General features: G+C 38.1%; 9 protein-coding genes and 1 pseudogene. 3 read left to right on the top strand and 7 right to left on the bottom strand.

Features of this window, described 5'->3' with window-relative positions:
* Positions 1 to 18: 18 nt before the first annotated feature.
* Complete coding sequence (gene xylA, locus ACUN8G_RS01005) at positions 19 to 1,347, top strand: xylose isomerase (protein WP_437346935.1); 1,329 nt, start codon at positions 19 to 21, stop codon at positions 1,345 to 1,347.
* A 38-nt stretch (positions 1,348 to 1,385) separates the two neighbouring features.
* On the opposite strand, the gene ACUN8G_RS01000 is transcribed toward xylA, so the two are convergent.
* From ACUN8G_RS01000 to ACUN8G_RS00975, 6 genes are all read right to left on the bottom strand, one after another.
* Positions 1,386 to 2,585, bottom strand: coding sequence for an aminotransferase class I/II-fold pyridoxal phosphate-dependent enzyme (locus tag ACUN8G_RS01000; RefSeq protein WP_437346934.1), 1,200 nt, complete (start codon positions 2,583 to 2,585; stop codon positions 1,386 to 1,388).
* 57 nt (positions 2,586 to 2,642) lie between these two features.
* Entirely contained in the window at positions 2,643 to 5,627 is a 2,985-nt protein-coding gene (locus ACUN8G_RS00995; RefSeq protein ID WP_437346933.1) for a PEP/pyruvate-binding domain-containing protein, read from the bottom strand.
* A gap of 27 nt (positions 5,628 to 5,654) precedes the next feature.
* Positions 5,655 to 7,016, bottom strand: coding sequence for an NADP-specific glutamate dehydrogenase (gene gdhA, locus ACUN8G_RS00990; protein WP_437346932.1), 1,362 nt, complete (start codon positions 7,014 to 7,016; stop codon positions 5,655 to 5,657).
* 211 nt (positions 7,017 to 7,227) lie between these two features.
* On the bottom strand, positions 7,228 to 7,995 hold the full coding sequence (locus ACUN8G_RS00985; RefSeq protein ID WP_437346931.1) for an MlaE family ABC transporter permease: 768 nt from the start codon (positions 7,993 to 7,995) through the stop codon (positions 7,228 to 7,230).
* Positions 7,992 to 9,683, bottom strand: a complete 1,692-nt coding sequence (locus tag ACUN8G_RS00980; RefSeq protein WP_437346930.1) for a cation:proton antiporter domain-containing protein — start codon at positions 9,681 to 9,683, stop codon at positions 7,992 to 7,994. Before ACUN8G_RS00980 ends, ACUN8G_RS00985 begins: the two co-directional genes overlap by 4 nt.
* Positions 9,684 to 9,705: 22 nt before the next feature.
* A complete protein-coding gene (locus tag ACUN8G_RS00975; RefSeq protein ID WP_437346929.1) occupies positions 9,706 to 10,536 on the bottom strand; it encodes a universal stress protein in 831 nt (276 codons plus the stop codon).
* 121 nt (positions 10,537 to 10,657) lie between these two features.
* On the opposite strand from ACUN8G_RS00975, the gene ACUN8G_RS00970 reads away from it, so the two are divergent.
* Together ACUN8G_RS00970 and ACUN8G_RS00965 are read left to right on the top strand one after the other, a co-directional pair.
* Positions 10,658 to 11,728: a branched-chain amino acid aminotransferase gene (locus ACUN8G_RS00970; protein ID WP_437346928.1), complete on the top strand. Its 1,071-nt coding sequence runs from the start codon at positions 10,658 to 10,660 to the stop codon at positions 11,726 to 11,728.
* Between the two features lie 360 nt (positions 11,729 to 12,088).
* Positions 12,089 to 14,335, top strand: coding sequence for a methyl-accepting chemotaxis protein (locus tag ACUN8G_RS00965; RefSeq protein WP_437346927.1), 2,247 nt, complete (start codon positions 12,089 to 12,091; stop codon positions 14,333 to 14,335).
* A gap of 294 nt (positions 14,336 to 14,629) precedes the next feature.
* On the opposite strand, the pseudogene ACUN8G_RS00960 reads toward ACUN8G_RS00965, so the two are convergent.
* Positions 14,630 to 15,552: pseudogene (locus ACUN8G_RS00960) on the bottom strand (hypothetical protein); the annotation flags it as partial.

Raw genomic sequence — 15,552 nt, 5'->3', positions numbered from 1 at the left:
AAAACAGGAGGAAGAAAAATGGATTATCTGACTGGTAAAAAAGAATATTTCACCGGTATCGGGAAGATTAAATACGAAGGTCCTGATTCCAAGAATCCACTTGCATTTAAATGGTACGACGAAAATAAAGTCGTATTCGGAAAAACAATGAAAGAATATTTCCGCTTTTCGGTAGCATACTGGCATACCTTCTGCTCTGAGTTATCTGATCCCTTCGGCAGAGGAACGCGTCGTCTGCCCTGGAACGAGGCCTCCGATCCAATCGAGAGAGCCAAAGATAAAATGGACGCTGCATTCGAATTTACAACTAAATTGGGTCTTCCCTTTTATTGTTTTCATGATTTCGATGTAGTGGAAGAAGGCAATTCAATTGTTGAATCCGATAAAAGGTTGCAAACTCTTATCGAATACGCCAAAGAAAAACAGGCAGCATCAAACGTTAAACTTCTATGGGGCACTGCAAATCTCTTTTCGCATCCGCGCTATATGAACGGAGCAGCGACAAATCCAGATTTTAATGTTGTCGCTTATGCAGCCACTCAGGTTAAACGCGCCCTCGATGCTACGATTGAACTCGGCGGCGAGAATTATGTATTCTGGGGCGGTCGCGAAGGCTATCTTACGCTGCTCAACACAAACATGAAGCGTGAAAAAGAACACATGGCAAAGTTTCTCGAACTCGCCCGCGACTATGCTCGCAAGCAAGGATTTAAAGGCACATTTTTGATTGAGCCCAAACCAATGGAACCCTCAAAACATCAGTACGATTATGATGTCGAAACGGTTATCGGATTTTTGAGATATTATGGACTTGACAAGGATTTCAAATTAAATATCGAAGTTAACCACGCAACCCTTGCAGGTCATACTTTCCAGCACGAAATTCAATGCGCAGTAGACGCAGGATTATTCGGTAGTATCGATGCTAACCGCGGCGACTATCAGAATGGATGGGACACAGATCAATTCCCAATTAACTTATACGAATTAGTCGAGGCAATGCTTGTAATTGCAGAAGCCGGTGGATTTGGAACAGGCGGCGTCAATTTCGATGCAAAAGTAAGAAGAAACTCGACCGACATCGAAGATCTGTTTATTGCCCATATCGCCGGTATGGATGCTTTCGCGCGAGCACTCATAGTTGCTGAAAAAATTCTGAACGAATCGGACTATAAGAAAATCAGACAGGAACGTTATGCTTCCTTCGATTCCGGCGACGGTGCCCGCTTTGAAAAAGGTGAGCTTACTTTAGAAGATTTAAGAGAAATTGCAATCAAAAACGGCGAACCAAAATTGATAAGTGGTAAGCAAGAATATCTTGAACAATTAATAAACATGTATATTTAATTTATGCTACTAAAAAAGGCTGCCTCGAGCAGCCTTTTTTATTCTTCATAAGTTTGCATGAAATGCCGTATTGCACTGTAAGCTTTATCGAGTTGATTTTCGGGCGGCAGAAATACAATTCTAAAATGACTTGTACCTGCTACCTGACCGAAACCGCTGCCAGGCACCGTAACAACTCCTTCTGCTTTGATCAATTCTTTTGCCCATTTAAAATCGTCTTTAACATATTTGAGTCTGGGAAAAGCATAAAAAGCGCCTTCTGGTGCAACGCAATTAATTCCATCAATCGAGTTGAGCATTTCTACCGTTATATCTCTACGACGTTTTAGTTTTTCCTTTGCTTCAATCAAATGCGACTGGTCGCCAAGTAAAGCTGGCGCAATTGCGTATTGTTCAGGATGATTGGCAGAGAGCCGTGCTCTTAGTAGCTTATTTATGGCTTCGATATAATCTTTTAGTAGAGTGCCATTGCCGCTTACAATTCCCCATCCAATTCGAAATCCGGGAACCATATAATTTTTCGACAACCCACCAAAAGTAATTACTGGCACTTCTGGATTAAGAGATGCAATCGAAATATGTTCTTTTTCGTCAATTATTAATTTGTCGTAGATCTCGTCTGAAAAGATTACAAGATTATGTTTAATTGCCAGTTCAATTATCTCTTCCAGTATTTCTTTTCTATAGAGAGCTCCTGTAGGATTATTCGGATTAATGATTATAATAGCACGAGTTTTATCGTTGATTTTACTTTTTATGTCATCAATATCGGGTTGCCAGTAATTATCTTCGTTTAGATAATAAGGATTTTCGTACATCTGCAATTTACTTTGAATCGCAGTATAAAGTGGATAGCCTGGAGTTGGAATAAGGATATTTTCACCTGAGTTAACAAGAGCCGTAAGACAAATATCGATGGCTTCGCTGGCGCCAGTCGTAATAAATATATTTTGAATATTTTTGATCCCTTTTCTTTCGGCTTCCTTTTCGATGGCTTCTAATGCAGGCTTAATTCCCGAAGAAGGCGCATAGCCGTTATAATTATTCAACATTGCTTTGTAAGTTTCTTCGATTAAAATACGGGGCGGCTGCCAGTCGAATAAATTTGGATCGCCTATGTTAAGGTAGAGCATTTCTTTCCCTGATTTAGCAACTTCGTTGGCAATTACCACAATATCTCTAACTGCATATTTGATATCATTTGTTCGTAGAGCGGGTTTAATAGTGATCTCAGACATAAATTACCATTAATTTTATGTAAGTGAAATATAATTTTTTTTGTCTGTTTCTCCAATTTATTCTGGTTTGACAATTATTCCGTAGTTTTTTTGACCGTTAATCTTGATGGTCAAAGGTTTTTCGAGTCTTATATGCTTCGTATAAATTTTTTCTTCAAGAGGTTCAAGACCATCAAGCCATTCCCAATCGACATAATTTTCCTCATCAATTTGATTTATAGAAAAGTAGCCCACTTTAAATGAAGTAAGATTCTGAAAGAAGTGAGAACCCTGCGAAGGAATAATATTTGTGTGTCCATAATTCGATTCGACTATTGCTCCAACGCCATTAATCTGTTCCCATATAACAGGGATTCCGAGCCATGGGTCAAGACTTCCCCATCTGCCGATTCCGATTAACAGGTATGGAGCACGCATTCCGATTAATTTATTGTTGAAATATTCAACTTCTTCGGCCATCATACTGGTAAATTTCGATTCGAATTTATGACGATTTACATAAACTATGTCCCTGATGTCATTCTTTATGCCGTTGCCCAGCACGTTATTCGATTTGCATAACAACGTATCGTGAGAATAATTCGAGACATCCAGTTCCTCCACCTCGCTGTTGATTACCATGGGGCGCATTTGCAAGAGCGCAAATTCAGCCGGCTTGCCGTGTCTGACACTCAAATTAACAGCAAACTCGATCTCTACCGGCGAAGCAGTACCCCAATTGCCCATTTCAAGTAGAAGATTCAAAATATCTGTCAGCGGGAATATTTTGTATTTTAGAATGGGAAGTAGTGTAAATAACTTTGGACCTGGTCGTTCAATGCCGTCATAAATTTTATTGTTGTCGTTTGAGTAAGTAGAACACGTAAATTTAAGAGTGTCATCTTTTAAAGCCTCATGAAGAGGATATTTCTTAATTATATTCTCTTCGTCAATGTTTTCCACATTAAATTCGGAATTAATATCCAGCGCATAAAAATGATTTGGCGTAAGATTTAACATTTCGTCGATGCTCGAAAACTGAATTAAACGGCCCGGGTGCTTGGGCGAAAATCGCAAAGGCATCTCACCGTCAACAATGTATTTACCAAGTCCTGGTGCTGCTGCAACAATGCCATCGCTACTTTTTAAAGGTGATATCGGATAATAATTGTATAACTTTGCGACACCTGAAAACTCGGGATAAAATCTACCATTATGATTTGAACCTACGAGCACCTGTATTATAACAGCCATCTTCTCTTCCTCAAGTCGATAGGAAGTCATCCTGATATAATCTTTCGATTTTTTTAAATAAATCGAAGCATAAATTCGTTTGATGGTCTTTAGCAGTTTATCGAGGCGCAAATCAAGAGAGTTCTCATTATTCGGTAGCATAAAAGTATCATATACACCTGCAAAAGGCTGATCTTGAGAATCTTCCAGAAGGCTCGAAGACCTTACCGCAATTGGACTTTTGACGATGGATAGAAAATCTTTTAATGAATCAACAACTTCCTTAGAAAATTTTCTGGCATTAAGAAACTTCTTTTTAATCTCGGAATCGTCATTTGATCGAAGAGCAAAATTGAGAAGATTATTATTGTTTACAAAATCATCAAATACCTCCGTCCCGATAACGACCGCAGAAGGCACAAAGATCTTAACGTCTTTGAAATGGTAACGTATGTCGAAATCGCTTAGCAATCGATTAACGAATCCCAAACCCCTGGCTTTACCGCCCAGTGAACCTCCACCTATGCGTGCAAAAGTAATTGATGGGTCGAACGATTCTTTATTAAAATCGGATATAATTCCTACCTGTCTTGATTTTCTGAATTCTCTTAATGAATTAATAAGACTCTTACGTAGCTCATCGGTTGTGATAAAATCGGTCACTTTTTGAGGCCTCAGTCGATGAGCCAGCCAGAACTCGGTTCTTGCTTTTAACCAGTTTGAGAAGTGATTTCGAGATGCATGGTACAGCAGGCTTTCGTCGGGAATTACTTTCAGCTGTGCCTCAAGCTCAATTAAATTTTTTGCACGCCCTACTTCTTTGCCATCGGGTGCCTTGAATTTGAACTCGCCAAAGCCAAAATTATCCAGCATAAATTTTTTCAAATCTTCTAACAAAGTGGGTGAATTCTTTATCAAGAAATCAGCTCCAATCTCCCTTGCTTTGATTTCGTTTTCTGCTAATGTCGATTGAAGTAAAATTGGAATATCCGAATGTCTCTCTTTGACTTTTCTTGCGAATTCAATGCCTGCATTGGGATTGTGTATCCCTTCTTTTTTAAAATCGATATCTGATATAATTCCGAGCACATATTCTTCATATTTTTCAAAATACTCCCATCCTTCTTCGAACGTAGTACAAAGCAAAATTTTCGGACGCGCCCTCATTCTCAAATACTTATGGGAAAGATTCAATCCTTCTGCCATAAGATTTTGAGATTGTTTTAGTATTTCCGTATAGATAATTGGTAAGTACGAAGAGTAGAACCGCACATTATCTTCAATTAATATAATCGACTGCACACCTACTTTTTTTGTGTCGTTTTCTACGTTGTTCCGATCTTCAAGGAATTTAATAATTGCCAGAACTATTCTATAGTCGCCCTGCCAGATAAACACTTTGTCGAAAATTAAAAAATCTTTGGTAGCCAGGAGTTCGTTCATTTCTCTATTGTCGTGGCCGAGGAGGACAACCGGAATATCGAGGCCGGCTTCTTTAACTCTTCTTGCAAATGTAATGGGCGACATATCTTCGATGTGAAGAGTGGTAATTATCAAATCAAATTTTCTTTCGTCGAGAGCCATTCTTATCGCCTCGGTGCCGCTGGATTTATGAACCAGTTCCGGCGCATGGCTTAGACTCAAACCTTCATATTCATGTCGAATATATTCATATAACCGTTTGTCTTCTTCGAGGATATAGAGGTCATAAAGACTCGATACGAGCAGAATATCCCGAATTCTGTAACGCATCAGATTATGGAAATCCTGAAACTTCGAGAAGCTGCTTTTTTCTATTAATTCTTTGTTAAACTTTATAACATTGTCCATAATCAACTACTTCATGTAGAAAAAAAATCATACAATACCCTGGTCGATCATAGCATCTGCCACTTTAATAAATCCGCCGATATTAGCACCATTAACGTAATTTCCAGGTGTGCCGTATTTTTCGGCAATGTCCACGCAGGTTTTATGAATGTTTTTCATTATTATTCTTAATCGATTGTCGACTTCTTCACGTGTCCACGAATATCTCATACTGTTTTGAGCCATTTCGAGTCCCGAAGTAGCTACACCACCGGCGTTAGCTGCTTTGCCAGGCCCATAGAGGATTTTTGCATCGAGGAATAAATCGATTGCTTCGGGTGTGCATGGCATGTTTGCACCTTCACTAATGAGGTAAACTCCATTCTTCAATAAATTCTGTGCATCTTTACCGTTAATTTCGTTTTGAGTTGCCGAGGGGAATGCGCAGTCGGCTTTGTGGTTCCATAATGGATTGTAATCGAGATTTGGGTCGACCGGGGTATAGAGAGCATTTTTATATTTTTCCGCATATTCTTTAATTCTGCCCCGTCTGTTATTTTTTAAATCCATTACGTATTTCAATTTTTCTGCATCAATTCCTTCTTCGTCATAAATATAGCCGTTCGAATCTGATAGTGTTAGTACTTTACCGCCGAGTTCAATTATTTTTTCGACTGTATACTGTGCAACGTTTCCGCTGCCTGAAACAAGGCATTTTTTCCCTTCAAGAGTTTCACCGCGCGTTGCCAGCATTTCGGATGCAAAATAAACCGAGCCATATCCTGTGGCCTCGGGTCTAATAAGTGAACCGCCCCAATTTAATCCTTTGCCGGTTAAAACACCTGTAAATTCATTCTTTAGCTTTTTATATTGTCCAAAGAGATAGCCAATTTCCCTGCCTCCTACTCCAATATCCCCGGCGGGTATGTCGGTGTTCGGACCGATGTGTCGATAAAGTTCGTTCATAAAACTCTGGCAAAATCTCATTACTTCCGCATCACTCTTTCCCTTCGGATCGAAATCCGAACCCCCTTTGCCCCCACCCATTGGTAGAGATGTAAGACTGTTTTTGAATACCTGTTCAAATGCCAGAAATTTCAGTATTCCAAGATTTACCGATGGATGGAAACGCAAACCTCCTTTGTAAGGTCCAATGGCGCTATTCATTTCGATTCGGTATCCCCTGTTGATTTGCACTTCCCCCTGATCGTCAACCCACGGTACGCGGAACATTATAACGCGTTCCGGTTCAACCATCCTTTCGAGAATCTTTTCTTTTCTGTATTCTGGATGCCTTTCCATTACAAGTGATAGTGATATTGCAACCTCGTAGACGGCTTGATGGAATTCTGGTTCGTTTGGATTTTTTGTTTTAACCAGATTCATTAGATAATTTACAAATTCTGACATGGCTACCTCTCATTGTTTTGATTGGTTTAATGAAAAAAATTTTGTTCTTTTCGGTTGGTACAAGGGTGTGTATTTTTATCGGAAGAAGAAAAATGATAATTAATATTAAGGGGTTTTGCCCCTTTAGTTGTATCATTGATATTTTTATTTAGATAATCTCAACTAAAAATTAAGATTAGTCGCATAATTAAGCAAGTAATGCTTTCCTCACCTAAAATACGAGCGTCCATAAAAAGTAATCGAGAATAAGAATCATTGCCGCGCTTAATACGAACGAGCGAATTGTAGCTTTTCCAACGCCTTCGGCACCTCCTTCTGTACGGAATCCGATATGACAACCCAATAACGAAGTAACTCCACCGAATATCATTCCTTTAAAGAGTCCAAAAGCAAAATCCCCAAAAAGGAAATATCTTCTAACCGATTCGAAGAAGACTGTAAACGAAACTCCGAGAAAAAAGTTGGAAATAAAATATGCACCAAAAGTTGCAATAATATTTGCAAAAATTACAAGTACAGGCATCATCAAAACAGCTGCAAAAAAACGTGGTGTGGCAAGAAAACGAACGGGGCTAATGCCCATCGTCTCGAGAGCATCGATTTGTTCTGTTACTTTCATCGAGCCTAATTCGGCTGCTATTGAAGCTCCAATTCTGCCAGCTATAACAATTGCAGTTAGAACTGGACCCAACTCAGTGATTATAGCGCGGCTCGTTGTTGCTCCAAGAAATGAGAGTGGCGCTATCCCTTTCAACTGATAAGCTGCCTGCCAGGCTGCAACTGCACCTGTAAAAACTGCTATAATAAAAACAAGCGGAATTGAATTTACCCCAATATGCTCCATTTGATAGAAAAAATTTTTCCTCCCTTTAAGTAACGAAGGAGCAAAACGAAAAATTTCACCGGTTAATCTGAATACCTGTCCACTTTCCTGAAAAAAATTTAAAGTTGCTCTTCCAATTTTTTGAAAAATTTTCATGACGTGAATAGCCGATTTATTGTTTTTGCTATTTCTTCCTTAGAATTTAGACTTGAAATATAATCGATAATCTCTTTTTTGCCTAATTTTTGGACAACTCCGGAAAGTAGTTCCAATTGTAATTCTGGTTTATCCACAGGTGTTACCAATAGAATTATCAAGTGAGCAGGTTTGCCGTCGAGCGAATCGAAGTTAATTCCTTTTTTATGAACTGCAACAACAGCTGCCGGATATTTAACATTGCAACGTGCATGCGGTAATGCTAAATGATTTTCCAATCCTGTTGAAAGAGTCTGTTCCCTTTTCCAGACCTCATTAAAGATTAAATTCTTATCTAATCCATTTACTTCAGCGAGTTTTTCGGATAGTTTTTCAATCAATATTTTTTTATCCATAATCGAATTATCCGAAATTAAAATTGCTTCTTTAGAAAGAATTCCGGCAAGAGTAAATCTAGTTTTTGTTTTGTCAATAAAATATTTCATTAAAGGCGCGCTTGTAAGCGTTGTGGTGAGCGCCATAATTATCAATGCCACAAAAACCCGTTCATTAATTAAACCAGCTTCGTAGGCAACAGTACCGAGCACCAATTCGATTGTGCCGTGTGCATTTAAACCAAATCCGATAGTCCATGAATCATACTTATCGAAACCGCCAAGTCGGGCGCCCAATGTTGAACCAAAAACTTTACCGACTACCGACAAAGTTAGCAATATTATTACGAGTAATGGATCGAAATTCTGTATGAAATTGATTCGCAAGCCAATTGATACAAAAAACAAGGGAGCAAAAATATTTGTTACAAATTGATTCATAATTTCACGGACATCTTCAGTCAAATGCACCGAATCTCCGATGGCAATGCCGATAATGAAGGCACCGAAAATTGCATGTATACCGATATATTCTGTAAAAGCTGCAGCACTAAATCCAATAATGAAAATGATATTGAGGATACCCCCCGGATTCGAAAGATATTTTTTTGCAAATCCAAACAAATAATCAAAAATTTTGCGGAAGAAGAAAAGTGAAACAACAATAAAAGCAAACAACAACAAGACTGTATTTCCCGCACTAATTCCGTGTCCTATATTTGAACCAATCATACCGAGAATAATCGAGAAGATAATCCATCCAACAAGGTCGTTAAACATTGCAGATGTAATAATTGAAAAACCAATTTCGGATTTGAAAATATTAAGATCCATCAATGTTCGAGCAACAACCGGCAGGGCAGTTATCGATAGCGCCGTACCGATAAACAAAGCATATATCAATCTGTCTTCGTCATTTATGATATCGAATTGATGAGGAAAAAAATATGCAAACGTAAAACCGAGTATAAAAGGAAATGCAACTCCCAGAATACTAATTAAAAGCGCTTTTTTGCTCTGTCTGATCAAGAGGGGTAAATCGATTTCAATACCGGATACAAGCAACAACATAACAATTCCTAAAAGTGTAATTGCGTGGAGCGCTATCGAAATCGTATCAGACTGCACGAAAAGTTTATTGAATGCTCCAGGGAAAATTGTTCCAAAAATAGTTGGTCCGAGCACAATCCCTGCAATAATCTCACCAATTACGATCGGTTGTTTTGCCAATCGAAGTAATTCCCCGAATCCTCTTGCAAAAAGAAGAATTATACTCAGTCCCACCAGAAACAAAGTTATTTCAGAAGCACTCATTGACATTGATGGCAAAAAATAATTAACGAATTATTAGTAATGAACATGGGAGTTGACTGAAAATAAATTCAATATCGTGTTTGAAAATACGATCGAAAAATTTTAGTTTATTTGACGGCAAAGCAACAACCAGTAAATCGCAACCAGCTTGTTGAGCGAATTGTTTTAATTCCCAGCCTTCTTTCCCGTAGCGACAAACAAGTTGAGGTTTGATTTCAGTAAGATTAAGCTCTTCGGCAAATAATTTCAGTTTCATTTCTTCTTCTTTTTGCCAAATTAATCTCTTAGATTCGGTCTCTTCTGTATTACCACCGTCGGAAATAGTTATCGCGAGCCCCGGTACTTGAAATTCTCTTACCAGGATGAATTCTTCTGCTTTTTCGAGTAGAGCCAATTTATAAGCTTTTTTAACGGCTATTTCGCTTAATGGCGTATAATCCACCCCTACACATATTTTATTGAATTTAATAATCTTATTTTCCGGATTAACCAGTACAAGCACAGAACATGGAGCTCCTCTCATAAGAGTTCGAGCTACCGAGCCGGTGTAATATTTTAAAAGCGGTTCTTTTTCAAGGGCGCCCGAAACTAATAAGTCGACCTTTTCTTTAATGCATACATCGATAATCGTATCCGCAGGTTCACCCATCTGCCAGATTAACAAATAATCGCCTTCTTTTAAGCCAGCTTCGCGAATCAATTCATTCATTTTAATTTCTTTATCGGAATTCTTTTCGCCTACATGGATTACCACCAGTTCTGCTCCAAACAATTGCGCCAGTTTATGAGCGTTTTTCAAAAGCGAAAGTCCGTTAGGCGAGAATGTAACTGCCAACCCGATTTTTTTAACCATTTCGCCCCTACATTTATTTTAAATGCAAGTTAATTAAATCCCTTAATATTGCCAATTAGAATTTATTTCGATTATTTTGTAACATAAATAACAAAAAATTAAATATAAAGCGGTACAAGCCATGAAAGAAATTAAAATAATCGACAGCGAAAAGAGAAAAGAAGTTAAACTTCCAGAGAATCTGATATTTGGGAAAATTTTTACCGAGCATATTTTCGAGATGGATTTCGATAGAGAAAAAGGGGGCTGGCAGACACCAACTATTAAAAGATATGAAAATCTAAATCTCAATCCGGCTGCGATGGTATTTCATTATGGACAGGCAATTTTCGAAGGAATGAAAGCTTATAAACAGGTTGATGGTAAAATTGCTTTGTTCAGACCTGAAAAAAATATTGAAAGGCTTAATCGTTCTGCAAGAAGATTATGCATTCCGGAAGTGGATTCCGAACTGGCATTAAAAGCCATAAAAGAATTAGTCAAGCTCGACTCTGAATGGATACCGCAGAAACCCGGGCATTCACTTTATATTCGTCCGTTTATATTTGCTACAGAACCCTGTTTCGGTGTACGTGCAGCTGACACATATAAGTTTATTATAATTTTGAGTCCCGTTGGACCTTATTATCCTCAAGGTTTTAAACCGGTACCGATCATGGCAACTGATAAATACATACGGGCAGTACGTAAAGGAACGGGTGAAGCGAAAGCTGCAGGCAATTATGCAGCTGGTTTAATTGCTCAGGAAGAAGCCAAAAAAGAAGGCTATTCTCAAATTTTATGGCTCGACGCAATCGAACAAAAATATATCGAAGAAGTCGGTGCAATGAATATTTTTATCCGCTTTAAAGATGAAATTGCCACACCTGCTCTAACTGGTTCAATTCTACCAGGAATAACAAGAATGTCTGTTATAGAGCTCTTAAAAGATTGGGGCTACAATATTAATGAAAGATTAATTGCTATCGATGAATTATTTTATGCTGCAGATAAAGGTGAACTTCTCGAAATTTTCGGTAGTGGTACTGCTGCGGTAATATCATCTGTAAGTAAACTTAAATACAACGATAAAGAGATTAAATTCAGTGACACCGAACCTGGTGAATTAGCATTAAAATTATACGACGAGCTAACCGGAATTCAATACGGAAAAATTGAAGACCGTTTCGGATGGATAACTTTTGTGGATTAAAAATTAAAAGGAGCGGAATTACTTCAAAGTGATGTCCGCTCCCTACTCATTTTATCCGGTATCTATAGATTCACAAGAAGTCTCTTTTCGCTGGTAATTCCTGTCTTCTTCCCAAAAAAATTTTTCTCCATATCTCAATTAAAACCTGTTTTTCTATATCAACTCAAATGAAATTTAATAATAACATTTCAGCTTCGTCTCGATTCCTTTTCATTCAAAGAATTTTTCGTGCCTGTTAAACTATCATTCCTGTCATTTTGAAAAATTCGGGAAAGTTTCAATTAAATTTAATTATTCTCTGAAAGAATCGATAATAAGGTAAGATTTGTCAAAATTTTTTTCTATAAGTAAGGGGAAGCTATGATCAAAAAATTTTATGATTTAAAAATTTTAACAAAGATTGTAGTCCTTTTTACTGCAATTGTAATAATGACTGGCATTAATGCATTTCTTGCTTACCAGAATTTAAACAAAGAAGAAAATGTAATTAATTATTTAGGGAAAAATGTTCTTCCATCTATTCAGTCATTAATTACACTTTATCAAGCCGAAACTTCGGCACTAAGTGCAGAAAGAGGTGTTCTTAACAGAGACCTAAAAGACAAAAGTATCAGAGAATCGATTTACAATTCGATTAATTCTGCTTTTGAAAGGGCTGATAAAGCCTGGAATATTTATGATAATCTTGATAAAACTGAAGAGCAGGCAAATATCTGGGCACAATTCAAAGAAGACTGGAAAGAATGGAAATCTATTCATCAGCAAGTAATTGAGAATCAGAGAAAAATCGACCAACTTATTCCTGAAGAAAACAATGAGCAAATTGAAGAATTAGTATTGCAAAACAATTTATTGTCTGTCAAAGCACTTGAAAAGTTCGATGCTGCTAAAGTCCATTTGAAAAAACTTGTTGAACTTTACGATTCGGAAGCAGAAAATTTCAACAACACAACATTAGCACAAGTAGAAGAGTCGAAATCGATAACAATTTTAATAATTATTATTACCGTTATTGTAATGCTCTTTTTTATACCGCTAATAACAAAAGTAATTGTAAAACCGATTAATAAACTTGCAAACAAAGCGTCCGAAATTCTGAAAGGTAATTTTAATATCGAATTCGAAAATACCGATTGGAAAGACGAAGTTGGGAATCTGAATCGTTCTTTCGCAGAAATGATAACAAAAATAAAGAATGAAATTGCACATTTTAAAAGTTTCCAGAACGGTGTCTCAAGTGCATTTTTTACAATCAATAATGATCTTACAATAACTTACATTAACCAAGCAGCACTCGACATAATAAATTCACCATACAAACCAGAAGAAATAATAAACAAAATGAGAGTAAAAGAAGTATTTGGAACTGATTCGATAAGTCGACGTGCAGTAGAAGGTAAATTTCTAAAGGGAGACAAAGCTTTCATTAAAAATAATAAAGGCGATGAAATTCCAATACTGGCTCAATCCGGACCGATTAAGAACTCGAAAGGTGAAATGGACGGAGCATTTGTATTCTTTACTGATATGAGAGAAATAGAAGAGAAAAACGAAGCTTACTTAAAAGAGCAGATTGCTCCGATAGCCAGTGTTATTCGGGAAATTGCAGACGGTAAACTAACACATAAACTTGATATTGATCCCAAGAGTGTGCTTTACGATCTCGGAAATGATATCAACCGCATGATTGAAGAATTAAAGGAAATCTTAATCAAAGTTCGGGAAGTGGTAAATGCCACAGCAAGCGCGGCAATACAAATTTCCTCGTCTACCGAAGAAATGGCGGCTGGTGCACAGGAGCAAAATCAACAGGTCAACGAAATTACATATTCAATTGAAAAGATGACAAAATCGATTCTCGATATGTCGGATAACCTCACTGAGGTAGCTGAGATGTCGAAACAATCGAGCCAGGCAGCTGAGTTAGGGACAAATAAAACTGCCAATACAAAAAAAGGAATGGATAAAATTGTAGAATCATCGGATAAAGCAGCCAGTATAATTGCAACGCTGGCAAATAAGACCGATCAGATAGGCGAAATTACGAGCGTAATTGATGAAATTGCCGACCAGACAAATCTTCTGGCACTCAATGCTGCTATCGAGGCAGCCCGTGCTGGTGAACAGGGTCGCGGTTTCGCAGTTGTTGCCGATGAAGTACGCAAATTAGCTGAAAGAACTACAAAAGCCACTAAGGAAATTGCCGATACCATTAAATCGATACAATTGGAAGTTCGAGAAGCCGATAAGTCGATGGCAAATGCAAAAATTTCAGTCGAAGAAGGAAAGAGACTTACCGATGAAATTGATAACGTCCTGAAAGAAATATATAAATCTGCAAGAAACGTCTCAGATCTAATTGATAGTATTGTCAGTGCCAGCCAGGAACAATCGATTTCAGCAGAAGAAATTAGTAAAAGCATCGAAAATATTACCACAGTAACACAACAAGCAGCTTCCAGTACATCTCAAATTGCACATTCCACGAATAATCTTACGCAATTAACTGAAAGCCTCCAAGAATTGATTGAAAGATTCCAGCTTGATTTAAACGATGGTAATAAAATTCTGTCAAAGAAGCGAATGGCACTTTCTGAAATGAATTGATTCATACATCCCCCCACAAGTCCGGTTAATGCGAAAATTCGTATTAGTATAACTTTTCACGAAAAATGAGAAATTTTTACAGTTAGCGTGAGAAATATAGACCCCCCGGTCTGTTATTCCTATATGCCATATTGTCAGCCTTCCGGGCTTCCTTTTCGTAGCGCCCTGCGAGCACGCCGCCTTTTGCGTACGCCTTTTAAGCTATCGCTTTCAAAAGCATTTAGATTATCTGCCAAATATGTCTTCGATTCTTTATAATCCTCTTTATAATCGTTCCTGATATTTCATTCTGCATCATAGATTTGTTATTACTGTTACGCCTTTTGAAATTAAAGTGGATACTGCAGCGCCACTTGCTGACGTGCGAGGAGCGTTGTTGCCTGCAATATCTATTTGTTTCTCATTAGTAAATGTATTCACATTCGCTAAATCTATAAGCAGATTGTCAACTTCGGTAGAAGATAAACCATAACCTGCAGCTGGACGTAAATATAAATGACGAAAATTATTTGCCCAAATTCTGCCTGCAGTATAATCAGCAAGGGTGTTTCTGCCACTGATACTTAAATATGTCACCACAGCAGGTGCATCTGCAATGTTGCCTGTGAGTGTGTTATAGCCACCGATATTTAATAACGTCAACCCAGCAGGTAGATCTGCAATGTTGCCTGTGAGTGTGTTAGAGCCACCGATAACTAAATACGTCAACCCAGCAGGTAGATCTGCAATGTTGCCTGTGAGTGTGTTAGAGCCACTGATACTTAAATATGTCACCACAGCAGGTAGATCTGCAATGTTGCCTGTGAGTGTGTTAGAGCCACCGATATTTAATAACGTCAACCCAGCAGGTAGATCTGCAATGTTGCCTGTGAGTGTGTTATAGCCACTGATACTTAAATATGTCACCACAGCAGGTAGATCTGCAATGTTGCCTGTGAGTGTGTTATAGCCACCGATATTTAATAACGTCAACCCAGCAGGTAGATCTGCAATGTTGCCTGTGAGTGTGTTAGAGCCACTGATACTTAAATATGTCACCACAGCAGGTGCATCTGCAATGTTGCCTGTGAGTGTGTTATAGCCACCGATATTTAATAACGTCAACCCAGCAGGTAGATCTGCAATGTTGCCTGTGAGTGTGTTAGAGCCACCGATAACTAAATACGTCAACCCAGCAGGTAGATCTGCAATGTTGCCTGTGAGTGTGTTAGAGCCAC

The organism is Melioribacter sulfuriphilus, from assembly GCF_052656625.1.
The sequence above is the reverse complement of the archived record's forward strand: the minus strand, read 5'-3'. Positions and strand labels throughout refer to the sequence as shown.

What these genes read in the sequence shown, in the direction of transcription:
- xylA (WP_437346935.1), top strand. Translation starts at nt 19, where the DNA reads ATGGATTATCTGACTGGTAAAAAAGAATATTTCACCGGTATCGGGAAG.
- ACUN8G_RS01000 (WP_437346934.1), bottom strand. Translation starts at nt 2,585, where the DNA reads ATGTCTGAGATCACTATTAAACCCGCTCTACGAACAAATGATATCAAA.
- ACUN8G_RS00995 (WP_437346933.1), bottom strand. Translation starts at nt 5,627, where the DNA reads ATGGACAATGTTATAAAGTTTAACAAAGAATTAATAGAAAAAAGCAGC.
- gdhA (WP_437346932.1), bottom strand. Translation starts at nt 7,016, where the DNA reads ATGTCAGAATTTGTAAATTATCTAATGAATCTGGTTAAAACAAAAAAT.
- ACUN8G_RS00985 (WP_437346931.1), bottom strand. Translation starts at nt 7,995, where the DNA reads ATGAAAATTTTTCAAAAAATTGGAAGAGCAACTTTAAATTTTTTTCAG.
- ACUN8G_RS00980 (WP_437346930.1), bottom strand. Translation starts at nt 9,683, where the DNA reads ATGAGTGCTTCTGAAATAACTTTGTTTCTGGTGGGACTGAGTATAATT.
- ACUN8G_RS00975 (WP_437346929.1), bottom strand. Translation starts at nt 10,536, where the DNA reads ATGGTTAAAAAAATCGGGTTGGCAGTTACATTCTCGCCTAACGGACTT.
- ACUN8G_RS00970 (WP_437346928.1), top strand. Translation starts at nt 10,658, where the DNA reads ATGAAAGAAATTAAAATAATCGACAGCGAAAAGAGAAAAGAAGTTAAA.
- ACUN8G_RS00965 (WP_437346927.1), top strand. Translation starts at nt 12,089, where the DNA reads ATGATCAAAAAATTTTATGATTTAAAAATTTTAACAAAGATTGTAGTC.